Source organism: Paraburkholderia sp. JHI869 (assembly GCF_038900775.1).
In the GTDB taxonomy this organism is placed as follows: domain Bacteria; phylum Pseudomonadota; class Gammaproteobacteria; order Burkholderiales; family Burkholderiaceae; genus Paraburkholderia.
Genome location: NZ_JAYMSC010000001.1, coordinates 555,734 through 578,403, shown reverse-complemented (window position 1 = coordinate 578,403; position 22,670 = coordinate 555,734). Strand labels below are relative to the sequence as shown.

General features: G+C 63.8%; 22 protein-coding genes. 8 read left to right on the top strand and 14 right to left on the bottom strand.

From position 1 onward, the window contains the following. Positions 1-112: 112 nt before the first annotated feature. Complete coding sequence (locus VSR72_RS02685; RefSeq protein ID WP_028206775.1) at positions 113-316, top strand: DUF3079 domain-containing protein; 204 nt, start codon at positions 113-115, stop codon at positions 314-316. Between the two features lie 9 nt (positions 317-325). Here the strand turns inward: VSR72_RS02685 and VSR72_RS02680 are convergent, their stop codons facing one another. Continuing rightward, positions 326-1,129 (bottom strand): SDR family oxidoreductase, encoded by an 804-nt coding sequence (locus VSR72_RS02680; RefSeq protein WP_342950853.1) that lies wholly within the window; start codon positions 1,127-1,129, stop codon positions 326-328. A gap of 154 nt (positions 1,130-1,283) precedes the next feature. On the opposite strand from VSR72_RS02680, the gene VSR72_RS02675 reads away from it, so the two are divergent. Further along, positions 1,284-2,180 carry an AraC family transcriptional regulator gene (locus VSR72_RS02675; protein ID WP_342950852.1) on the top strand — a complete coding sequence of 299 codons (897 nt, stop codon included), beginning with the start codon at positions 1,284-1,286 and terminating at the stop codon, positions 2,178-2,180. 70 nt (positions 2,181-2,250) lie between these two features. Here the strand turns inward: VSR72_RS02675 and VSR72_RS02670 are convergent, their stop codons facing one another. Then, positions 2,251-3,030, bottom strand: coding sequence for an ABC transporter substrate-binding protein (locus VSR72_RS02670; protein ID WP_342950851.1), 780 nt, complete (start codon positions 3,028-3,030; stop codon positions 2,251-2,253). 285 nt (positions 3,031-3,315) lie between these two features. Next, on the bottom strand, positions 3,316-4,347 hold the full coding sequence (locus tag VSR72_RS02665; RefSeq protein ID WP_342950850.1) for a GGDEF domain-containing protein: 1,032 nt from the start codon (positions 4,345-4,347) through the stop codon (positions 3,316-3,318). Between the two features lies 1 nt (position 4,348). On the opposite strand from VSR72_RS02665, the gene VSR72_RS02660 reads away from it, so the two are divergent. After that, a complete protein-coding gene (locus tag VSR72_RS02660; RefSeq protein WP_342950849.1) occupies positions 4,349-4,870 on the top strand; it encodes a hypothetical protein in 522 nt (173 codons plus the stop codon). A gap of 51 nt (positions 4,871-4,921) precedes the next feature. On the opposite strand, the gene VSR72_RS02655 is transcribed toward VSR72_RS02660, so the two are convergent. Further along, entirely contained in the window at positions 4,922-6,052 is a 1,131-nt protein-coding gene (locus VSR72_RS02655; RefSeq protein ID WP_342950848.1) for a GGDEF domain-containing protein, read from the bottom strand. 240 nt (positions 6,053-6,292) lie between these two features. Here VSR72_RS02655 and VSR72_RS02650 point away from each other — a divergent pair, with 240 nt between their 5' ends. Beyond that, positions 6,293-6,784 (top strand): LEA type 2 family protein, encoded by a 492-nt coding sequence (locus tag VSR72_RS02650; protein WP_342950847.1) that lies wholly within the window; start codon positions 6,293-6,295, stop codon positions 6,782-6,784. A 160-nt stretch (positions 6,785-6,944) separates the two neighbouring features. Here VSR72_RS02650 and trpS read toward each other — a convergent pair whose 3' ends face one another. Further along, positions 6,945-7,961: a tryptophan--tRNA ligase gene (gene trpS / locus VSR72_RS02645; protein WP_342950846.1), complete on the bottom strand. Its 1,017-nt coding sequence runs from the start codon at positions 7,959-7,961 to the stop codon at positions 6,945-6,947. Between the two features lie 339 nt (positions 7,962-8,300). On the opposite strand from trpS, the gene VSR72_RS02640 reads away from it, so the two are divergent. After that, entirely contained in the window at positions 8,301-10,037 is a 1,737-nt protein-coding gene (locus VSR72_RS02640) for an ATP-binding protein (RefSeq protein ID WP_342950845.1), read from the top strand. A 147-nt stretch (positions 10,038-10,184) separates the two neighbouring features. Beyond that, positions 10,185-10,460 carry a CsbD family protein gene (locus VSR72_RS02635; protein ID WP_342950844.1) on the top strand — a complete coding sequence of 92 codons (276 nt, stop codon included), beginning with the start codon at positions 10,185-10,187 and terminating at the stop codon, positions 10,458-10,460. Between the two features lie 71 nt (positions 10,461-10,531). Here VSR72_RS02635 and VSR72_RS02630 read toward each other — a convergent pair whose 3' ends face one another. Then, positions 10,532-11,377, bottom strand: a complete 846-nt coding sequence (locus VSR72_RS02630; protein ID WP_342950843.1) for a helix-turn-helix transcriptional regulator — start codon at positions 11,375-11,377, stop codon at positions 10,532-10,534. Positions 11,378-11,457: 80 nt separating this feature from the next. Here VSR72_RS02630 and VSR72_RS02625 point away from each other — a divergent pair, with 80 nt between their 5' ends. Then, positions 11,458-12,351 (top strand): SDR family oxidoreductase, encoded by an 894-nt coding sequence (locus VSR72_RS02625; RefSeq protein WP_342950842.1) that lies wholly within the window; start codon positions 11,458-11,460, stop codon positions 12,349-12,351. Positions 12,352-12,450: 99 nt separating this feature from the next. Here VSR72_RS02625 and VSR72_RS02620 read toward each other — a convergent pair whose 3' ends face one another. Then, positions 12,451-13,641 (bottom strand): phytanoyl-CoA dioxygenase family protein, encoded by a 1,191-nt coding sequence (locus VSR72_RS02620; RefSeq protein WP_342950841.1) that lies wholly within the window; start codon positions 13,639-13,641, stop codon positions 12,451-12,453. A gap of 109 nt (positions 13,642-13,750) precedes the next feature. After that, positions 13,751-14,692, bottom strand: a complete 942-nt coding sequence (locus tag VSR72_RS02615; RefSeq protein ID WP_342950840.1) for a LysR family transcriptional regulator — start codon at positions 14,690-14,692, stop codon at positions 13,751-13,753. 185 nt (positions 14,693-14,877) lie between these two features. Here VSR72_RS02615 and VSR72_RS02610 point away from each other — a divergent pair, with 185 nt between their 5' ends. After that, positions 14,878-16,389 carry a CoA-acylating methylmalonate-semialdehyde dehydrogenase gene (locus VSR72_RS02610; protein WP_342950839.1) on the top strand — a complete coding sequence of 504 codons (1,512 nt, stop codon included), beginning with the start codon at positions 14,878-14,880 and terminating at the stop codon, positions 16,387-16,389. Positions 16,390-16,467: 78 nt separating this feature from the next. On the opposite strand, the gene VSR72_RS02605 is transcribed toward VSR72_RS02610, so the two are convergent. The 6 genes from VSR72_RS02605 to VSR72_RS02580 all read right to left on the bottom strand — a co-directional run bounded on the left by VSR72_RS02605 (position 16,468) and on the right by VSR72_RS02580 (position 22,558). After that, positions 16,468-16,764 (bottom strand): VF_A0006 family four-cysteine protein, encoded by a 297-nt coding sequence (locus VSR72_RS02605; RefSeq protein ID WP_342950838.1) that lies wholly within the window; start codon positions 16,762-16,764, stop codon positions 16,468-16,470. A 137-nt stretch (positions 16,765-16,901) separates the two neighbouring features. Then, positions 16,902-17,924 carry an inositol 2-dehydrogenase gene (iolG, locus tag VSR72_RS02600; protein WP_342950837.1) on the bottom strand — a complete coding sequence of 341 codons (1,023 nt, stop codon included), beginning with the start codon at positions 17,922-17,924 and terminating at the stop codon, positions 16,902-16,904. 68 nt (positions 17,925-17,992) lie between these two features. Beyond that, on the bottom strand, positions 17,993-19,015 hold the full coding sequence (locus VSR72_RS02595; RefSeq protein WP_342950836.1) for an ABC transporter permease: 1,023 nt from the start codon (positions 19,013-19,015) through the stop codon (positions 17,993-17,995). Between the two features lie 50 nt (positions 19,016-19,065). Beyond that, the gene (locus VSR72_RS02590; RefSeq protein WP_342950835.1) at positions 19,066-20,583 is read right to left on the bottom strand and encodes a sugar ABC transporter ATP-binding protein; all 1,518 of its coding nucleotides are present in this window, start codon (positions 20,581-20,583) and stop codon (positions 19,066-19,068) included. A gap of 55 nt (positions 20,584-20,638) precedes the next feature. Further along, positions 20,639-21,565, bottom strand: a complete 927-nt coding sequence (locus tag VSR72_RS02585) for a sugar ABC transporter substrate-binding protein (RefSeq protein ID WP_342950834.1) — start codon at positions 21,563-21,565, stop codon at positions 20,639-20,641. Between the two features lie 147 nt (positions 21,566-21,712). Beyond that, positions 21,713-22,558 (bottom strand): TIM barrel protein, encoded by an 846-nt coding sequence (locus VSR72_RS02580; RefSeq protein WP_342950833.1) that lies wholly within the window; start codon positions 22,556-22,558, stop codon positions 21,713-21,715. Positions 22,559-22,670: the final 112 nt, after the last annotated feature.

Below are 22,670 nucleotides of genomic sequence, written 5' to 3'. Positions count from 1 at the left end.
GCGAGCGGCGCCCGTGCCAGTCGGGCGCGACACTCTGCCATCTGCCACCGGGCCGCGGAAGGAACACAATTCTCACATTGCGTTCCTTCCAGGATCGCACAGGGGCGACATCATGGCAAAGAAGTTTCCGATTCACCCACTGCATCCCGAGCGTTTGTGCTGGGGCTGCGACCACTACTGCCCCGCCAACGACATGCGATGCGGCAACGGCCAGAGCCGCACGCAGCATCCGGCCGAACTGCTCGGCGACGACTGGCTCGAACAGGGCGACTGGGGTATCGAAGTCGACGCCTCCGGCAAAAGCGTCACGCCATAAGCAACGAAGTCAAATATGAATGCCGCCGGCTACCTCGATGCGCTGCGCATTCACCCAGCCAAAGTCATCCGATAGCAAACCCGCGATAACCGGCCCCACGTCGGTCGGCAATCCCGCGCGTCCCAGCGCGGTATGTTCCGCCACGGCTTTGTTGACCTCCGGATTGTCCCGCACGATGCCGCCGCTAAAGTCGGTCGCAATGGCGCCCGGCGCCACCACGTTGACCGCGATTCGGCGCGGCGCGAGTTCGAGCGCCATATAGCGCGTGAGCGCTTCGACCGCCGCCTTCATCGGACCGTATATCGCGCGGCCCGGAAACGCGAAGCGCGCGAGGCCCGAGGAGATATTCACAATCCGGCCGCCGTCGTGAATGAGCGGCAGCAGCTTTTGCGTCAGCAGAAACGGCCCCTTGAAATGCACCGCGAACTGCGCGTCGAGTTCCGCTTCGGTGCCGGCTGCGAGCGTGGCTGTCGATGAAATACCGGCGTTGTTCACCAGGTAGTCGAAGCCCTCGGCGTTCAGCATGCCAAGCGCTTCTCGCAGGCGCGTAACGAAGTCGTCGAACGCGCCTGAATTCGCCATGTTCAATTGCAGGGCAATCGCGCGTCCGCCCGCTTCAGCAGCCTGCGCAAAGACCTTCTCTGCTTCGGCTCGATTGGTGTTGTATGTGAAAACCGAATGGACGCCGCGGCTTGCCAACCGCAGAACGGTATCGCGGCCAATGCCGCGGCTGCCGCCCGTGACGACCGCGATTTTTGGGAACGATTGTGCGCCCGAATGTGCGTCCGACTGCGTGCTGTTGTGCGTTGCCATCTGGCACCTCCCGGTAGGTTCGATAGCGTCGATTCTCCGCTTGACACCACCGGCGAGTGAATACCCGAACCTGCCCGATTCTTGCCTAATCCTGCTTCGCTGACTAAGATGGGCCGACGCGCACTTTCCGACGCACGTTCCTGATCGAGCCGCCATGACTAACGAACTGGCCGCCGCCCTGCTGCGCTACACGCAAGCGCAGCCAGGCACGAGCCCATACAGCACCGCTGTCGACGGACTGCTTATCCTGCGCTCCGACCACCCCGCCCCGCCCTCGTTTCGCTCGGCGCGACCGGCGTTGTGCATCGTCGCCCAAGGCGCCAAATGGGCCAGTTTTGGCGGGGCGCAACTGGAGTACCGGGCCGGCCAGGCGCTGGTGGTCGGCGTGGAAACGCCCTCACAGGGCCGCGTGTTCGAAGCGAGCCCGGACAAACCTTGCCTGGTTCTGATTCTCGAACTGGATCTGGCCATGTTGCGAGCCGTGGCGAAGGAGATGTCGCCTGCGCCCGTTCCTGCGGCAGACGCCAGCCGCGGCGTGTTCGTGGCAAACTTCGACGGCCCGCTTGCCGATTGCGCGCTGCGCGCCGTGCGCCTGCTGGATACGCCCGACGCCATCGGCATGCTGTACCCCATGCTCCTGCGCGAGATTTGCTACTGGTTGCTAAGGGGTCCGAATGGATCGGAAATCGCGAGACTGGCGTCGACCGAAAGTCCCTCTCATAGCCTGATGCGCGCGGTGGAAGATTTGCGCTCACGGTTTGCCGAGCCCGTGCGGGTGGAAGACCTGGCGGCGCTCGCCCAGCTCAGCGCGTCGGCGTTCCATCGACAGTTCAAGGCGCTCACTGGGCTGCCGCCCCTGCAATACCAGAAGCAATTGCGGCTTCTGGAAGCCCGCAGACTGCTGCTCTCGCTTTCGATGAGCGTGCAGGCCGCCGCATTCGAAGTGGGATACGAGAGCGCCTCGCAGTTCAGCCGGGAATACGCGCGGATGTTTGGCGCGCCGCCGAAAAAGGAATCGAACCAGGCGAAGGCCATACGCGAAGCCGCGTAGGCTGCTGCGGTGACTCACAGCGCGAAAGCGAAACGTCCGCTTTCGCGCCGTGCGCATCATCGATCAAGCATTACTTGCCATACACGTCGAAGTCGAAGTACTTCTTCTCGATCTTCTTGTAGGTGCCGTCCTTGATGATGCTGGCGATCGCGCCGTCGATCTTCGTCTTGAGCGCGGTGTCTTCCTTGCGCAGGCCGATGCCGGCGCCGTTGCCGAGCGTGGCCGGGTCATCCAGGTCGCCGCCCGCGAAGCTGTAGCCCTGGCCGCGCGGCGACTTCAGGAAGCCCACTTCGGCCTGCACGGCGTCTTGCAGCGCCGCGTCCACGCGACCGGCCAGCAGGTCCTGATACACCTGGTCCTGGTTCTGGTAAGGCACGACCTCTACGCCCGCCGTTGCCCAATGCGCCTTCGCATAGGCTTCCTGAATCGTGCCCTGCTCCACGCCCACGCGCTTACCCTTGAGCGATTCCGCGGTCGGCTTGATGCCCGAACCCGTCTTGGCGACGAGGCGCGTCGGCGTGTTGAACAGTTTGTCCGAGAACGCGATCTGCTCTTTGCGCGCCGGGGTCATCGACATCGACGAGAGCACGCCGTCGAACTTGCGCGCCTTCAGCGCCGGGATCATGCCGTCGAAGTCGTTTTCGATCCAGACGCATTGCGCATTCAGACGGTGGCAGATCTCGTTGCCGAGATCGATGTCGAAGCCGACCAGTTTGCCGTCCGGCGCTTTCGATTCAAACGGCGGATAGCTCGCATCGACACCAAAGCGGATGGTGTCCGCCGCAAAGGCTCCGGCGCTGGCCGTGGCGGAGATCAAGGCAATAGACACGGCTGCAAACAACTTTTTCATGGGATCTCCCTTGGTTCTCGATATACAGGGTGGTCAAGTCATGGACTCCGCCCGCATGGTTGCGGCGCGGACGTTCCCCGCGGCGCGCGCCCCCAGCGTGATCGACGCTGCGGGTGCACCTGCGCCCGGCAAGGTAGCAGTCCAGAATACTCGCGTCGAGTTGTCAAAAACACGAGGAAACACCTGGTTGCCCGGGAGAACCCTGAGAAAAACTCGCGATGAAACGGCCCGCCCACCCTCATGGCAGGGAAGACCCTGGACGAATGCAAGTGGATTCAAGGCGGCTTACCTGAACGTCCAGTTGCTCCTGCCGGCGCGAGCCGCGCGCCGCAAGCGCTTGACGCGGTACATCTCATGGTCCGCCTGGTCGAGCGCCTGCTGGGCGCTCACGAAGCGAACCGCGACACAACCGGCGGTCGCCCCCTCGTAATGCAGGCGCATGTTCGGCAAGGTGTATTCGCCCGCCGTCACGGCGGCGACATGGTTCGCGATGACGTCTGCCAGGCTCGCTGCCTGATCGTAATCGCCCGGCCCAGCTGCAACGAATGCGAACTCATCGCCGCCAATGCGCGCGAGCAGGCCTCTATCGGAAGTCGCGGCGAGCAGTCGCCCGGCGCACGTTTGCAGAAACTGGTCGCCCACCGCGTGGCCGCGTTGATCGTTCAGTTCCTTGAAGCCGTCCAGGTCGATCATGCACACCACGACATAGGAACCGTCCGATGCGGCGTGCGCCATCAGGCGGCCGAGTTCCTCATGCAGCGCGCGCCGGTTCGGCAGTTCCGTCATGTCGTCTATCAGGGCGCGCTGTGCGAGATGCTCGTTGGCGAGCGTGAGTTGTTCGATGAGCCGCTCGCGCCCGATATGCTCCGAGATCAGCTTGGCAAAGACGTTAAGCGCGCCGCGCGCCCGCGAGTTGACTTCGAGGCTCTCGCGGCTAATGCCGCATAACGTACCGATGACGGCGCCGCCTTCCGCGCAGACCGGCGCGCTGGCATATGTGCAGATTCCGAGTTCGGAGGCCGCCCGTGAATCGCCCCAGATATCCTTTACGTTGCTGACGACACGCCGCCCGCTTTCGAGGCTGCGCTTGCACAGGGTGTCGAACCACTGAACCTGCAGGCCCTCCATGATGTGCACGTCGCCTTCGTTGCGCGAATAGAGGACGGTTTGCACTTCGCGGCTGAAGTCGACCGATGTCAGGTAGGTCGATTCGAGTCCGGTCAATATTCCAAGCATCTCGAGAAGCGGCCGCACGAGACCTTCCAGACTATCCGCCGCGACAACCTTCTGGGAAAGCCGCTCAAGCAATTCATCCATATTGGCGATTCACCGTAAAGCAATTGAAACCCTGTTTTGGCAACGGTCCTTCGAGCCGGGTTTTTGTGCAAATTACAGTAGCAGCTTTTCTATGACGAATCCACGTCGCGTTATCCCTGCGCCCCTGATTACGGGCGGGCGTATTGGCGCATTAGCGGCGCGGCAAAGGACGAATGGTGTGGCGGACTGCGCGAAGCCTCCAGACGCGGCGGCGCGAGCGGGCCGCACGCATGCCTGCACAGTCGCGCAATCGGGACAGCCCGCTTTCCCGCTCGTTGGCGGCGTCGTCGAACGCACCGCAGGGGAAGTCGATCAGAGCGGGGAAGTCGCAGGTTCGCCCAGCCGGGACGAAGACTCGGGCAAGTTCGGCAAAGAGGCGCTTGAACATGGGCAGTTGTCCGGCATGACCACCGTTGCGGACGCCATTGCCCGAAAAAGGATTGACCTGCCCGGTACGACGCGCCGGGTCGCACAAAGCCGGCGTCGATGCCGGTTTCGTCAGCGCGAATTCTCCCTGGAATAAATTCCCCGGGCAAGCATTTATTCAGGGAGAGTCGGCGAAATTCAGCAAAATTCAGCCGGATTCGGCGAGGTAGCGCGCTTCGCCCTCTTCGGCATCCGACGTCATGATGACGCGATTGCGCCCCGCCGCCTTGGCGACATAAAGGGCAGCGTCGGCACGCACCATCGCGCTCTCCAGCGTGTCGGCCGGCACGAACCTGCCGACGCCCGCGCTGAGCGTGCAGCGCACGCCTTCGGCGGACGACCGCTCGAGCGCGAGCCTCAGCGAATTCGTCAACGTCGCTGCGTCGTGCTTTTGCGCGTAGGCGAACAGGATCGCGAACTCTTCGCCGCCCAGCCGCCCGAACAGATCGCATGACCTCAATTGCGCGGCGACGACCGAGGCGACGTGCGTGAGGATGCGGTCGCCGACCGCGTGGCCAAACCCGTCGTTGACAGCCTTGAAGTTATCGATGTCGAGAATCGCGATCGACACGGGATCGCCCTTCTCCCGCGCTTGGGCGAGCAGAACCTGCGCGCGGTCGATGAACGCACGGCGCGTGAGCGCGCCCGTCAATTCGTCGATCGTCGCGAGCTTTTCCATGCGCCCGAGGATCCGGTCGTGAGCGAGCATCACCATGCCGATCGACATGCAAGGTAACGTGCAGATGGCGAGCCCGAGAAGCGCCACATTCCAGGGCGACGGCTGCAGGAACGAAAGCGACGGCACGGCGCCGAAGACGATCGCGCCGATGCGCGCGACAGAAACGAGCGCGCCGAGCCCGGCGGCGACGGCGATGAGCCGGCATGCATAGCGCGTACCCTCGCGCGAAGCATGCCGCAGCGCCAACGTCCCCACCGCGAGCCGCCCATAGATAAGGCCCAGCGAAATGAGCACGCCTCTCGCGTCGACTTTCGGCGACGCCCACGTGAAATACACGAGCGCCGCGCAGACCACGACGAACGCCCCGGATTCCACACCCCACACGGCAGGCTTGCCGAAGAACTGGCGCGTGCCCTGCACGAGCAGCACCACGGCGCCCAGGATCGCGGTCGAAGCGCCGACGATCGTGATGCCGCCCGCCCGCACGCCGGCGAGCACGATCCAGGCGGAAGCCGCGGCCAGCAGCGCATAGCCCAGACACCAGCGGGCCACGCCCGGCACGGCGGTTCGCATCAGCGAGCCCAGGATGGCGACGCTCATCAGGCAAGATACGATCAAGATCCCGAATAGAGCGAAGGCGCTGAGCATGAGAACGGGCCGGGCAACGAAAGAAGAGAATCGGGACGGGCGATGCGGTGCGCGGCCGACGAAAGCAAATTGCAAGGAATTCCGGCCGCGAGTCGCGCATGTCGCATTAGCCTCGGGGACGTATCGTATCGCAGGTTTCGATCGACGCTACACTAAGCGCCTCCAGCGCACTCTACGGACGAGGGACTTTCCATGCCAGAACCTGATACCGGGCGCTCGATTCGACTCTTCTGCGCCTTGCTTTGCGTCCTTTTCTGGCTTGGCGGCTGCGCGGGGTTCGGTCAGGATCCGCTGCGGGTCAACGTGGCGGGGCTCGAGCCGCTGCAGGGCGAAGGCATGGAGATGCGCTTCAACGTGAAGCTGCGCGTCCAGAATCCCAATGACGCGCCAGTCGAATTCAGTGGCGTGTCGCTGCAACTGGATCTGAACGGTCAATCGTTCGCGAGCGGCGTGAGCGATCAAAGCGGCGTCGTGCCGCGCTTCGGTGAGGCAGTCATCGTCGTGCCGTTGACCGTGCCGGCATTCGCCGCCGTGCGCCAGGCGTTCGCCTTTGCGGGCAGCGCCCAGTCCGGCAGCATCCCCTACGAAATCCGCGGGCGCCTCGCAGGCGGCATCGGCGGCGGCACTCGCTTCGTCGACCACGGCAAGCTGTCGCTGCCAACCCAGGGTCTGCTCGGCCCGTGAGCGCAGGCTGGCCGGTGGCGGCAATGCCAGCATGGGTCGCACTTCGTCCTCATCGAATCCACCAGACAAATCGGGGGATTTAATCTGGAGAGCGAACCATGCGATGACGGCTCCCTCGCGCCTTTGAATTCGCATCGCCTGTTCCTGCGCAGCGGGCATTTCATGCATCGAAATAATTCAGCCCCAACGCGCTTTTCACTTCGGAGAGCGTCGCGCCGGCAGCCTCGCGCGCGCGCATCGTGCCACGGCGCAGGATCGCCAGCACTTCGGCGCGATCCTGCTCGAACTCGCGACGACGCGTGCGAATGGGTTCCAGCAGCGCCTGCAGCCGCTCGTTGAGCAGCCGTTTGACGACGCTGTCGCCGAGGCCCCCCTGACGATACTGCGCCTTGAGTTCGTCCACGCGGCTCGTGTCCGGCTCGAACGCATCCAGAAACGTGAAGACGACATTGCCTTCGACCTGGCCCGGGTCGCTCACGCGCAAGTGCTTCGGATCGGTGTACATGTCGTGAACGGCCCGCGTGATTTCGTCCGGGGCCGAGCCAAGCGTGATGGCATTGCCGAGCGACTTGCTCATCTTGGCCTTGCCGTCGATGCCGGGCAACCGCGGCGCATGCGAGAGCACCGCCTCGCACTCGACGAGCACCTGCCGGTCCGTGGTGAGGTTGAAGCGGCGCACGAGTTCGTTGGTTTGCTCGATCATGGGCAGCTGGTCGTCGCCCACCGGTACGTGCGTCGCCTTGAACGCGGTGATATCGGCCGCCTGACTGACCGGATAGGTCAGGAAACCAGCCGGGATATCGCGCTCGAACCCGCGCAGGCGGATTTCTGCCTTGATGGTCGGATTGCGCTCGAGGCGCGCGACCGTAACGAGATTGAGCAGATACTGTGAAAGCTCGGCCAGCTCCGGCACCTGCGACTGGATGAAAATGGTCGACTTTGCCGGGTCGATGCCTACTGCGAGGTAGTCGAGCGCGACTTCAACGACGTTTTCCGTCACCCGCTGGTGCCGCCCGACGTTGTCGGTGAGCGCTTGCGTGTCCGCGAGCAGAAGGAACTGCTGCGCCTCGTGCTGCAGTTGCACCCGCGCACTCAGGGAGCCGACGTAGTGGCCGAGATGCAGCGGCCCGGTCGTGCGGTCGCCAGTGAGAATAATGGGTCGATTGGCTAGCGTCATGGTGAGATGTTCCAGATTTCGGACACCACCAGCCATTAGCGCGGGGAAACAAAAATGCCGCCTTGGCTGGCGGCATCATGTTTTCGATTGACATGGGGAAACCGGCCGCCTGGGTCAGGCGTGCCACCAATGCTGCAGGTCGAGCGATTGCGGTTTCGAATCCATGGGTCGAGTATATCGCAGCATGGTGCGGGCTGCCGGTCGGACACTCGCGCCGCCGTGTGTCGTTGCCAGTGCAACTGGATGTAACCCGACTTACGGGTGGGCAACACATGGACATTACAAAGCCGCATAGAATACGCGGATTGCCGGAAGTGGGCGCCCCCGTACGGAACCAGGATGACGACGCGAGACGCAGATCCGCTAATGGGCCCGGCCCCGGCGGTCAGCACCGACCCCGCAACGCTGATCGCCCTGCTCAACGAGGATCTGTCCGCGAGCCGGTCGCTGCACGAACTCTCGCTTCACCTGCTGGTGGAGCATCAGCCGGTGGCGCTATACAGCCGTATCGTCGCGGCGGCCCGGCAACTCATGGGCTCCGATTTCGCGAGCCTGCAAATGCTTTCTGGCCCGGAGAACGGGCGCAAGCGGCTCGATCTCATTGCCCATTGCGGCTTCACGCTGGCTGCGGCCGAACACTGGCGCGTCGTTTATATCGACTCGACAACGAGTTGCGGCGCCGCCTGGGCGCGCAGCGAGCGCGTGATCGTCCCCGACGCGGAAACCTGGCCCGACTTCGCCGGCACGGCCGACCTCGACATGTTCCGCGAGACAGGCATCCGGAGCATGCAGACCACGCCACTGCGCGCCCGCGACGGCACGCTGATCGGCATGCTCTCCACGCACTGGGCCACGCCCTATTCACCGAGCGCGCAGCAACTCCAGCTTTTCGACATTCTTGCGAGCCAGGCGGCGAGCCTCATCGAACGCACGAAGGCCGAGGCGCTGCTGCGCGAGCGCGAAGCGAAGCTCGCGCACGTCGACCGCATGAAAGACCACTTTCTCGCGACGCTCGCGCACGAGTTGCGCAATCCGCTCGCGCCCATCCGCAACGGCCTGCAGATCCTGCGCGCGAGCCCCGACCCGAGCGACGGGAAACACGTGCTCGACATGCTCGATCGCCAGCTCGGCCATCTCGTGCGACTCGTCGACGACCTGATGGAGGTGGCGCGCATCAATAGCGGCGCCATTGCGCTGCGCCGGCGGCGTGTCGATATTCATACCGTGCTGGAGACCGCGCTCGACCTGAGCCGGCCGGCCATCGAGAATGCGCGGCATACGCTGGCAGTGAGCAAGGCGGCCGCGCCGTTGCATCTGCATGGCGACGACGTGCGGCTCGCCCAGGTCTTCGCCAATCTGCTCAACAACTCGGCGAAATACACGCCCGAGGGCGGCCGCATCGACATTGCCGTGGAACGCGGCCTGGACCGCGTGATCGTGACGGTCGAGGACAACGGCGTGGGTTTCACGCAGGAGGAGTCGCCCCTGCTCTTCACGCTGTTCGGGCGTCTGCAGACGGAGCGGCACACGGACGGACTCGGTGTAGGCCTCGCGTTGTCGAAGAAGCTCGTCGAACTGCATGGCGGCACGATCTCCGCAACGAGCGAAGGCAGGAACCAGGGAAGCCGCTTCGTCGTTTCACTGCCCGTCGACTACGCGTTCGAGCCGGCCGCACCCAATGGCGGCACAGCCGAAGTCGCCAGACTCGACGGCACGAAGGTGTTGATCGTCGACGACAACCGCGACGCCGCAGACAGCCTCGGCGAACTGCTTGGCGTACTCGGATGTGAATGTGCCGTGTTTTACGATGGAAAAGCAGCCTTCGATTCGCTGGAACGGTCCACCCCCGCGATCGCGTTCGTCGATCTCGACATGCCGGGCATCGACGGCTGCCAGTTTGCGCAACAGGTACGCGCGCGCGCAGGCTTGCGCGACCTGCGCCTCGTCGCGCTGACCGGCTGGGCGCAAGCCGGCGACGCGCTGCGCAGCGCGCAGGCCGGCTTCGATCGGCACCTCGTCAAACCTGTTGGCCTCGATCAGCTCACCGCCGCACTGGCGCTCACGCGCGAGCGCTGATTTGCTGCTGATTTGCTGCTGATTTGCTCCTGATTCGCCGCTGATTCATCGATCGCCGCCCGGCGGGCATTCGCGTTGCTCCACCGTCATTGCGCCAGTGGAGCGCGCACATTCAATGACCCACCCTGAGCACACAGGAGCACGATCATGAGCACGAGAAACGCACACGCCATCGCGAACGAGGTCGCGGGAGAAGCGCAGCATCTGGCCGGCGACATGCTGGGCGACCCGGCGATGGGACTGGCCGGCAAGGCGAAGGTGCTATACGGCAAGTCCCAGCAGGCATTGAACAATGCCGCCGACGTTACACGCGACAACGTCGCCGACAAGCCCATGACGGCACTCGGGCTCGCCGCCGCCGTCGGCTTCGCGCTCGGCGCGGCCTGGGCCCTGAACCGCGGCAGATCCGAAGACCAGGGATAAACCCCGGCGCGGCGCGCGCAAGACAGGCCAGCGGGGTCAGGATGCGTGCGGTGCGAATTCACACGGCAGCGTCACGACTGCTCGATCAGCGCCTTGATGCGCTCGGCTTGCCCGGCGTCGACCGGGTTGTACACGATCATGTGCAGGTCCGGCCGGCCATCGACGGCAAACGCCGACTGCTCCAGCGCGATCAGACCGAGCGTGGGATGGTGCAGGCGCTTGACGTGGTCGGCTTCTGCGTGCGTATGCACTTCGGCGTCGCGCCACAGCGCGTCGAACTCGGGGCTGACGCTGCACAGTTCATCGACGAGTTCGCCAACGGCCGACACGAGGCCCGCGCGCGCCACGTCGGCCCGGAACGCGCCCACCACGAAGCGCGCCACGCTGTCCCAGTCGTGCTGCTTGGCGCGCACGTCCGGGTTGCAGAACAGAAAGCGCAGGATATTGCGCTGACCGGGTGGCAGCTTGCCGTAATCGGTGAGAACGATGGCCGCGGCGCGATTCCAGGCCACGACCTCCCATGTCGCCGTCTTGACGATGGCCGGGCTGAAGCGCAGCGAGTCGAGCAGGCGCTGCAACCGCGGATTGACCCCGTCAACGGCCTTGTAGCGCACTTCCGGGGGCCGCCCGAGCCCCAGCATGAAGAGGTGCTCGCGCTCGGGGTCGGTGAGCATCAGCGCGCTGCAAATGCGCTCGAGCACTTCCGGCGAAGGCGCGCCGCCGCGCCCCTGTTCGAGCCACGTGTACCAGGTCGGACTGATGTTGGCCCGCTGCGCCACTTCTTCGCGGCGTAGTCCCGGCGTGCGCCGGCGGCCGCTGAAGCCGAAACTCGCGGGGTCGAGCCGCGTGCGGCAGCGCCTCAGGAAGTCGCCGAGCGACCCCGCCGAATGGATCGGAATGGAAAGCCTGTTAGTCATCTTAATATGATGAACTCACTACTTTAACGGTATAGAAAATTTGGAGATAGTACGCCAGTCATGACCCAGGAGAGATGACCATGCGTATTTTTCTGACCGGCGCGACCGGCTTCATCGGCTCGGCGCTCGTGCCGGAACTCATCGAAGCCGGTCACGAGGTGACCGGCATGACCCGTTCCGAAGCCGGCGCACAGGCGCTCGCCAAGGCGGGCGCACGCGTGCATCGCGGCACGCTGGAGGAACCGGCGAGCCTGCGCAGCGGCGCTGAGCATGCGGACGCCGTGATCCACACGGCCTTCGATCACGACTTCTCGCGCTTCGTCGAGAACTGCGAAAAGGACAAGCGCGCCATTGCGGCGCTCGGCGCCGCGCTCGCCGGCTCCGATCGCCCGCTGCTCATCACGTCCGGAACGGGCATCGGCAACGGAGCGCACGGCGAGCTGGCGAGCGAGGACGTCTTCAATACGAGCCACCCCAACCCGCGCATTGCGTCCGAGCTGGCCGGGCAGGTGCTGCTGGACCAAGGGCTCAATGTGGGCGCGGTGCGGCTGCCGCAGGTCCACAACCCGTTCCGGCAGGGACTCATTACGCCGCTCGTGGCCATCGCGCGAGAAAAAGGCGTATGCGCCTATGTGGGCGACGGCCTGAACCGCTGGCCGGCCGGCCATCTCTCCGACGTCGTGCGCCTTTATCGGCTCGCCATCGAAAAAGGGCAGCCCGGCGCGCGTTACAACGCGGTCGGCGAAGAAGGCGTAACGAGCCGCGACATTGCCGAGGCGCTGGCCCGCGGGCTCGGCCTGCCCGCCGTTTCGATCGCACCGGAGGAAGCGGCCGCGCATTTCGGGTGGATGGGCATGTTCGTCGGCATGGACATGCCTGCTTCGAGCGCGCTCACCCAGGCGCGGCTCGGCTGGCGTCCGACGGGTCCGACGCTCATCGCCGATCTGGACGAAGCGCGTTTCGCCGACATGTGAGCTTCAGGTTGAATCGATAGCCATCCTGAATATCCTCACCTTACCGTCTCGTGGTCCATCGCGGCCACGAGACACGCCCCACGCTGGGCGTCTCGGCGCTTACGCGGGGTCGCGTCGCGCGCCCTGCGCGCGCAACGCCTCGGCGAATCTGCCCGGCTCCCAGCGCTCACGCAGCGCGCGCTGCATGAGGGCCTGCTGGCTTTCCGGCGCCAGGCCGCCCACGGGCGGATCGCGGTCGAGATTCGTGGGAAAAGGATAGCCCTCGGCGCAGGACGCGATGACCGCGAGTTCGGCCGCGTCGCCGAGGCGGCCGCTCATACGCCGCTCGCGCAGCACGGGATAAATCGCTTCGCACATGCTCGTGCGCTCGAGCGCCTCCATTGCGCGCCCCATTGCCGATGAAACCTGCAGGAGGTTAGCCATGCGCTGAACGTCCGCGGTGCGGTTCGCGCCCGCCGCATGAAATAGCGCGGGATTGAAGAACAAGGCGTCGCCCTTGGCAAGCGGCAACTGCACGCAATGCGCTTCGAAATACGCGCGGAAATCGCTGCGACGCCAGGCAAGGTAGCCCTCGGCATAGCGTTGCGAGTAAGGCAGGAGTTTCGTCGGCCCGCTCTCGATTGGCATGTCGCTGTGTGCAACCGCGCCCTGGAGCGTGAGATAGGCCGAGACATGATGCACATGCGCCGGATAACGCTGTGCCTCCTCGATCGTCTGGAATCCCAGGTGATAGTCGCGGTGCGCCTCCTGCGCCGCGCCGCCCGGACGCACCACGTTGACCTGCGAGGTCATCTGATAGCACGGGCCGAGCCATGCCTCGCAGATCGCCATGAGCGGCAGGTTCGCGAAGTAATCGACGAATACGGCGGGCGCTTCGAGGCACAGCTTTTGTTGCGCATTCCAGATGCGGTCGTTCGCGCCCGCCTTGGCGAAATGATCCGCACCGCTCGCGCCCTGCTCCCGCTCGGCACGGATGATGGATTCGAACACGGCGGTCGCTTCGTCCACGGGCTGCGTGTTGCCGTAAGCGCGCTCGAGCACCAGCACTCCCGCGCCGTCGCGCAGCACGTAGGCCCATTCGGCCTGCAATTGCGCGCGCTGCTCCGCGTCCTCGAGCGCGCCCTGGAGTGCCTGGCAGTCGTACACCGGAATACGCTGCCGCACATCGCATGCGAAACGCAGCGGGTTGCCGTCGTCCCGCAGCCGGCTCACGAACGTATCGAGCGAGCAATCGCGCTCGGCATACCATTGCCGCCCCAAATCCGCCACATGGGTTTCGTGCTGATTCATGCGTCTGCCTCCGTTACGAGTCAAGGATAACGTCGGCACCGGGCGCTGTGGATACCAAAAATCCATCAAAAACACATCAGAAAGCTGGCCGCATGGCTAAGTGCGTGAGTCACTCCAGCGGAAAACCATCCTTGAAGGTCTGCCGCAGGAATTCCGCAAAGTGCCTGACCGCACGCGGCACCTGCGCCCCATATGGCCGCACGACGTGCAGTTGCGAAGCGAACGCCCCAACAGGGCGCCAGTTGGGCAGCAGCACGACGAGCTTGCCTGCCTGCAGCGCAGCCTGCGCGCTGAAATCGGGCAGCAGCGCGATGCCGAGATGTTCGAGCGCCGCGTCGCGCAGCGCTTCGCTGTTGTTCGCCGAGAACGGGCCGTTCACCGTCACGGTCTCGCGCGCGCCTTCCGCGCGGCGGCCGGCTTTTTCGAACGACCACGCGCCCGCGCCCAGCGCGCGTGGATAGAACAGGCAGTCGTGCTGCGCCAGATCGGCGGGCGTTTGCGGTGTGCCGCGCTGCTTCAGGTAAGCGCGCGTGGCGACGATGACCGAGCGCGTGTCACACAGCTTCCAGGCCACGTGGGTTTCCGGCACCTGCGCGCTATGGCGAATCGCGAGATCGAACCCTTCGGTCGCAATCGAGGTGAGCCGGTCGGAAAGCTCCAGTTGCACGCGCACTTCGGGATGCGTGCGCGAAAACTCCGCGAGACGCGGCACCAGCTGCTGGCGTGCGAATGCCACGGGCGCGGTGACGCGCACGGTGCCGCGCGCGACATCGGCCATCTCGCGCACGCTCGCGAAGCTCGCCGCGATGCTGTCGAACTGCGCGCGCGTGTCTTCCACGAGCCGCAATCCCGCTTCCGTGAAGCGCACGCTGCGCGTGGTGCGCTGCACAAGCGGTACGCCCGCCACGCGCTCCAGTTCGGCAATGCGCTGGCTCACGGCCGCCTTGCTCACGCCGAGGCGCGTCGCCGCCGCGGTATAGCTGCCCTGGGTGGCCAGCACATTGAGCCAGTGCAGATGCGTCCAGAGTGCCTCGACTCGCTGCGTATCCATGAATGAAAAGTCCGCGTCAAAACTCGTGATCCCCGCGCCGATACTAGCACGCCGCCCGGGCACTTTTCACAGACTGCGCGAGAGATTGTTCACAGATGAAAACAATCAATTCAGCGCCAGAGTCTTTCCTCGCCCCTGCGCCCTCCGTAGACTGGCGGCACGCACTCACCAATCGAGGAGATGACATGCAGGCCTTTACCGATTCCGCAGACGTGGTCCACTTCATCGGCGGCAAAGCCGAACGCGGCGCGGGCGACCGCACGCAAGCGGTCTTCAACCCCGCGACCGGCGCCGCCGCGCGCCGCCTCGTGCTGGGCGAAGTTGCCGACGTGGACGCCGCCGTGGCGAGCGCGAAAGCCGCATTCCCGCAGTGGCGCGACACGCCGCCCATCCGCCGTGCACGCGTCATGCTGCGATTTCTCGAGTTGATGAACCGTCACGCGGACGAACTCGCGGCCATCATCACGGCCGAGCATGGCAAGGTGTTCTCCGACGCGCAAGGCGAAGTGGCACGCGGCATCGACGTGATCGAATTCGCTTGCGGCATTCCGCAACTGCTCAAGGGCGACTACACCGAGCAGGTTTCGACAGGCATGGACAACTGGACCGTGCGCCAGCCGCTGGGCGTGGTGGCCGGCATCACGCCGTTCAACTTCCCCTGCATGGTGCCGTGCTGGATGTTCCCCGTGGCGCTCGCAGCGGGCTGCACGTTCATCCTCAAACCTAGCGAGCGCGATCCCTCGGCTTCGCTCTTCATGGCGCGTCTGCTCAAGGAAGCGGGCCTGCCCGACGGCGTGTTCAATGTCGTGCAAGGCGACAAGATCGTGGTGGACGCCCTCCTCGCGCACCGCGACGTGAAGGCCGTGAGCTTCGTGGGTTCCACGCCGATCGCGAACTACATCTACGAAACGGGTGCGAAGCACGGCAAGCGCGTGCAGGCGCTCGGCGGTGCGAAGAACCACATGGTCGTGATGCCCGACGCTGACATCGACAAGACCGTGGACGCACTGATCGGCGCAGGCTACGGGTCGGCAGGCGAGCGCTGCATGGCGATCTCGGTGGCCGTTCTGGTGGGCGACGTGGCTGACAAGATCGTGCCGCGTCTCGCCGAGCGCGCACGCAGCCTCATTGTGAAGAACGGCATGGAAGCCGATGCGGAAATGGGCCCGATCGTCACGAAGCAGGCGCTCGAGCGCATCGAGGGCTATATCGCGAGCGGCGTGGAAGAAGGCGCGAAGCTCGTGGTGGACGGGCGCGGCCTCAAGGTGCCGGGCCACGAAGCAGGCTTCTTCACCGGCGGCACGCTGTTCGACAACGTCACGCCCGAGATGCGCATCTACAAGGAAGAAATCTTTGGACCGGTGCTCGCCTGCGTGCGTGTGAAGGATTTCGCGCAAGCCGTGCAACTGATCAACGATCACGAATTCGGTAACGGCGTCGCCTGCTTCACGAGCGACGGCCACGTGGCGCGCGAGTTCGGCCGCCAGATCGAAGTGGGCATGGTGGGCATCAACGTGCCGATTCCGGTGCCGATGGCATGGCACGGCTTTGGCGGCTGGAAGCGCAGCCTCTTTGGCGACATGCACGCGTATGGCGAAGAAGGCGTGCGCTTCTATACGAAGCAGAAGTCGATCATGCAGCGCTGGCCGGAAAGCACCGAAAAGGGTGCGGAGTTTTCGATGCCGGTGGCGAAGTAAGCGCTTTCTGTGCGAGAAAAAGCCCACTTTCGAGTGGGCTTTTTTAATGTTGCGCTCAGGCGATCCGTGGGTGCGGCTTTACAGTTGGCCCCTGCGAGAACAGATCTGCGCGATGCGCGAAATCGCAGACGGTTCTCTCGCGCCGGGCATGTTCTGCAGAATGCACTCGTGATATGCCTTCTCGCGCGGCAACAGCATCTCGCCGTTCCGATACAGCGCGTAGCACGAGCGCTGGACATAGTTCGATGCGACCTCATTGCGGGCGTCGCGCAATCCAGCCAGCATACAGTCATCGTAGGATGACTGACCATCGGCCAGCGCAGCGTGTGCAGTCAGCAAGCCTGCCAGACCAATCGCAGTCCGCAGGGCGGACATCCATCTGCCATTCCTTACCATGACGTTCCTTATTCTGATTCTTGTCTGTCTGCATGAGTTTGCGCGGCGTGAATACCAGCCGCGCATTTTCAGCAGTCTAACAAAGGACGTCATTACTGCATTGATGGATGCCTCGCCTACGCCGCTGTCGCCAGTTGGCGATGCTCATCCGCTGCGACATCGAGAGCCGCGCCGTTCGTCCACGACGACGTAGCCAACTCCGCCAGTTCGAGCGCCTTCACGCCGTCTTCGATCGTCGTGCGAACCGGCGCGCCCTTCGTCAGCGCTTCCACGAAGTGCGCCATCTCTGCGGCATACGCCTCGCGATAACGTTCGAGGAAGAACGGCTCGGGCACATCCGTCGAAACCGCTGCGGCGGTCCACGCGCTCACCTGCGTCGGGCGCACATTACCCGCCTGCAGCATGCCCATGCTGCCCAGCACTTCAAAACGCTGATCGTAGCCATACGCGGCACGCCGCGAGGTGTTGATCTGGCAAAGCAGACCGCGCTGCGTGCGAATGGTCACCGCCGTCGAATCGATATCGCCCGCCGCGGCCACCTTCGGGTCCGTCAGGCAACTACCGGTTGCGTGCAAGCTCAACGCCTCGTCGCCAAGAATCCAGCGGAAAACGTCGAGGTCGTGAATCAGCATGTCCTTGAAAATGCCGCCCGAGCTCTTGATGTAATCCACGGGCGGCGCGCCCGGGTCGCGGCTCGTGATGATGAGCATTTCCGGGTCGCCAATTTCGCCCTGCTCGATGCGTGCCTTAAGTGCCGCGAAGGTCGGATCGAAGCGCCGCTGAAAACCGATCATGCAAACCACGCCGTTGCGCCGCACCGCCTCGGCGCTTTCACGCGAGCGTGCAACCGTCAAGTCGACCGGCTTTTCGCAGAACACCGCTTTGCCTGCATTCGCGGCGGCGACGATCAGATCCGCATGCGTATTCGTGCTCGAAGCGATCACCACCGCACCAATGGCCGGATCGTCCAGCGCCTGCGCGACACTGGCCACCTGCGCGCCGTGCATCTGCGCGAGCGCCTGCGCGGAAGGCGCGTGCATGTCCACCACGTACTTCAACCGCACGCCCGGCTGGCGAACCAGATTCGAAGCGTGAATCTTGCCGATTCGACCTGCACCGAACAAAGCAAACTCAATCATTACGTTCTCCGTTATGTCTCTTTTAGACGTGGTTTCCACTGCGATGCTGGTGAACAACGAATGGGGTTTCAACGCGCGCGGCGCTTGCGATATTGATCGGCGATCACGGCAGCAACGATGATTCCGCCTTTCACGATTTCCTGAATATAAGAGTCGATGCCGAGGAAAATGAAGCCGCTCGAAATCACGCCGAGAATCAACGCGCCGATGACGGTGCCGGTAATGCGCCCTACGCCGCCAGCGAGACTCGTGCCGCCGATCACGGCTGCCGCAATTGCATCGAGTTCGTACGAAAGGCCCATGCCCGATTGACTCGTTTGCGCGCGCGCCGACACCACCACACCGGCAAGACCGCTCAACAGCCCGGCAATGGCATACACGGCGATCAGGTTGCGCCCCACGCCAATACCCGAAACACGCGCGGCCTGCACGTTGCCGCCAATCGCATAGAGGCACTTGCCGAAGCGCGTATAGCGCAGCACGATATGGAAGATCAGCGCCGCCACGAGAAAGATCGCTACGGGCCGGGCGCCCGAGCCAATCGCCGAATAGGCGTCGGTGAACATGGAGATCGGCTGACCGTGCGTGTAGTAACGCGCCAGACCTCGCGCCGAAACCATCATGCCCAGCGTGACAATGAACGGCGGCACATTCGAGCGCACGATCAATGCACCATTCAGGAGACCGCACAAACTGCCTACGAGCACGCCGGCCAGCACCGGAACGAGCACCGGCAAATCCGCCACGCCAGGAGACACGGTCGAACCAAAACCGCCGGCCTGCGCAAAGCTGCCCGCCACCATCGCCGACAACGCGACGAGCGAACCCGACGACAGATCGATGCCGCCCGCGATAATGACCATCGTCACGCCAACCGCTATGAGCCCGATCTCCGATACGCGCAGGACCATGATGAGCAAGCCTTGCGGGTTGTAGAGAAACGACTGGCCACGTTCGATCCAGCCCAGCGCCTCGAACACGAGCGCAATCGCGACCAGCACGACGAGAATGCTGGTCTCCTGGGGGAAGCGCCATTTGCGGGGCGCGGGGGCCGCCGCGTCGGCGGCGCCGTTGATCGCTGATACTCGCATGTCCGTCTCCTTCTCTTTCGTCGAATTGTCGAATTGTCGAATTGTCGAATTCAGGGTCGCTCGCCCGATGCGAGCGTCATGATGGATTCCTGCGTGGCGCGTTCGCGCGGAAGAATGCCGCTCACCGTGCGCTCATGCATGACCACGACGCGGTCGCTCATGCCGATCACCTCCGGCAGCTCCGAGGAAATCATGATGATCGCGGCGCCGCTGCGCGCGAGCTGGGTGATGAGCGCATGAATCTCGGCTTTGGCGCCTACGTCCACGCCGCGCGTGGGTTCATCGAGAATGAGTAGCTTTGGCTGATTGAGCAGCCACCTCGCGAGCAGCACTTTCTGCTGATTGCCGCCGCTCAGGTTCTCGATGATCTGCGCGAGCCCAGGCGTTTTCACTTTCAGGCTTCGGCACATGCGCGCGCACTCCTCGTCCATGCGCTGCTGCCGCACGAAGCCGAACGCGCAATGACGTTTGAGCGAAGAGATCTGCATGTTTTCGCCCACGGAAAGCTGGAGGAAAAGACCCGTGCCCTTGCGGTCCTCGGTGAGGAACGCGACACCGGCGCGAATGGCGTCGGCGGGCGAGCGAATCGCCTTTGGCTTGCCGTCGAACAGCATTTCGCCTTCATCCGCGGCGTAAATGCCGAAGATCGATTCCATGACTTCGGTGCGACCCGATCCCATCAGGCCCGCCACGCCGAGAATCTCGCCATAGCGCACGTCGAAACTCACGTCCGTAAAGGCGCCGCGCCGGCCGAGTTTGCGTACCGTGAGCGCCACTTCGCCTATCGGCACCGTCTCCTTCGGGAAGACCTGTGTGAGTTCACGCCCCACCATCGCGGCGATCAGCGAAGACTTGTCAAATTCGCTCGCGGCGCGCGTGACGATATGGTGCCCGTCGCGGAAGATCGAAATATCGTCCGCGATCTGGAACACTTCGTCCATCTTGTGCGTGATGTAGATGATCGCCTTGCCGCGCGCCTTCAACTCCGCAATGATGCGAAAGAGATGCTCGACCTCCTTTTCCGTGATGGCCGAAGTCGGCTCGTCCATGATCAGCAAGTCGGAGTCGAACGACACGGCTTTCGCGATCTCGACCATCTGCCGGTTCGCAATGCTCAGTTTGCCTAACTGAATTTGCGGATCGATTTCGATGCCGAGTTGATCGAACAGATCGCGCGTGTGCCGGTTCAGTGCGCCGTGATCGACAAGGCCGATGCGGCTGCGCGGCTCGCGGCGTATCCAGATGTTTTCCGCGACCGTCATGTCCGGCAGGAGGTTCAGCTCCTGGTGGATCATGGCGATGCCGCGGTCGAGCGCATCGCGCGGCGACTTCAACGTGATGGGCTCGCCTTTGAAGCGCAGCGTTCCGCCGTCGGGCGTGTACACGCCTGCGATGATCTTCATCATCGTAGACTTGCCCGCGCCGTTCTCGCCCATCAGTGCGTGAACGCGTCCCGCATGGATGTCGATGGAGACATCATGGAGCGCGATCACGCCTGGAAACGCCTTGCGGACGTGCTGAGCCGCGAGTAGCGGGTTGATCTGTGCTGCGATAGTCGAATCTGGCATTTCGCTCTCGCCTGAAGAAACTGCTTGAGAAGACACGCTGCCCGCAACGAGCGGCTTAGCGGTTCACGAAGTCCTTGTAGTTCTCGGGCGTCACGAGCTGATAGGGAATCCAGGCTTCGCTCTGCACGCTCTTGTCGCCGCCAGCGAGCTTCGCGGCCATGTCGACGGCCGCCTTGCCCTGGCCCTTGCCGTCCTGAAACACGGTCACGGCGAGGTCTCCCTTCGACATCGCGAACAAGGCGTCCTTCGTGGCATCGACGCCGCCCACCAGCACCGTCTTGGGCGCGACGCCGGCCTGGCGCATGGCGATCAGCGCGCCGAGCGCCATTTCGTCGTTGTTGGCGGCAATGGCGTCGAACTTCTTGCCCGCGCTGAGCCACTGGCTCATGAGATTGATTGCCTGGCTGCGGTCGAAATTCGCCGTCTGCTCCGCGACGATATGAATGCCCGGATTCTTCGAGAGGATGTCCTTCACGCCGCGCGTGCGGTCGCGTGTGGCGTCGGTCGAGAGTTCGCCGAGCATGACCGCGATATTGCCGTGCCCATTGAGTTTTTTCGCGAGGTACTCCATTTGCAGATGCCCCGCCACGAGGCTATCGGAGCCCACGAAATACGCGCCGTTGCCCATCGGTTCGTCGGGCTTGCGATTGACGTACACGATCGGAATGCCGCCCTTGCGCGCGGCGTCGGTCATGCGTTTCGTTGCGGACGCATCGGCCGGGTTCACGATAATGGCCGCCACGTGCTGCGCGACGAAGGCTTCGACCTGGCTCACCTGGCGGCCTACGTCGCCTTGCGCGTCTTCGAAGTCGAGCGTCACGTTCTTCGCACGGCCTTCGGCGGCCATGGACTCGCGCACGGTGGTGAGGAAGTTGTCGTCGAAGTGCGCCATCGTCACGCCTATCGTCGAGCTTGCCGAAGCGGAAAGTGGGATGGCTGCGGCCAGCGCGAACGCGAGCAGCGAGCGGGTGAGGATGTTCATGGCTGTCTCCGTATGTTTGTGGGTTTTGTGCGCCGGTTAATCGCCAGAGGGCTTTAATTCGGCGCACAAAACCTCTCCTGCCGTGCGAACGCACGGTCAGTTACGACTTCGGTATTGCGGGTTAATGCAGAAAGAGGCGAATGGGCCTTATGCGGCCTCGCGCAAACTCGCGGCTTCGAGCGCTTCGCGGATATGGCTCATGCTCGCCGCGAGACGCTGCTCGATGTCGCTGGCCTGAGCGATCTCATCGGCGAACGGTTCGTACGACGCATAACCGCGATAGCCACGCGCACGCAGAATCGCAAGCTGGCGCACGTTGCCGAGGCGATCGTCGCGGCCCACTAGCACGCGATGGCCGTCGCGCATTTCGTCGACTTTCAGCGCGCTCTCCTCCACGCCGGAGATATGCACGAGCCCCGTGAGATCGGGATAAAAGATGTCTTCGCCCGCAAGGTGATGATGAAACGTGTCGTGCACGAGTTTGAAATGACGCTCGCCCGCCGCGTCGTAAATGCCCTTTACCGCGTCGGACTTGCGGCGCAGCGCGCACTCTTCGAAGCCGAGCGTTTCCACGAGACCTAGCAGGCCGTGGTCTTGCAGAATTGGCTTGAGCTGCATGAGTGCGGCCACCAGATCCGCGTGACGCTCGGCCGGCGTGCGCTTGTCGAGCAGCGAATTGGTGGGGCACAGCACCAGCGCTTTCGCTCCGCAATCGGCGGCATAGCGCGCGAGCGCTACGGCTTCGCTCATGCGCGTCTCATCGAACTGCTCGAAGCGCTGCAACGCGTTGATCGAGAGAATGGTGAGTCCACCTGCTTCGCACGCGTCCTTGATTCGCGCGGCGGGCGTGCCGTCGGTGATTTCGATGCCCGGTAGATCGTTGCGGATCTCAATCGCATCGATGCCCAGACGCTGGCACAGCGCCACATACTCGGGAAAGCCGAGCTTCGGCGCGCTCATGCGGTTGAGGGAAAACTGCTGCACTTCTCGCATCGTTGTCTCCTTTTCGATTTCTTCAATGACCTGCGCGATGTAGAAAAGGTAGGCGACCCATTGACGCGCCTCAACGAAAAGATTGATGATTTTTCGTCAGCGGCAGCGCGGC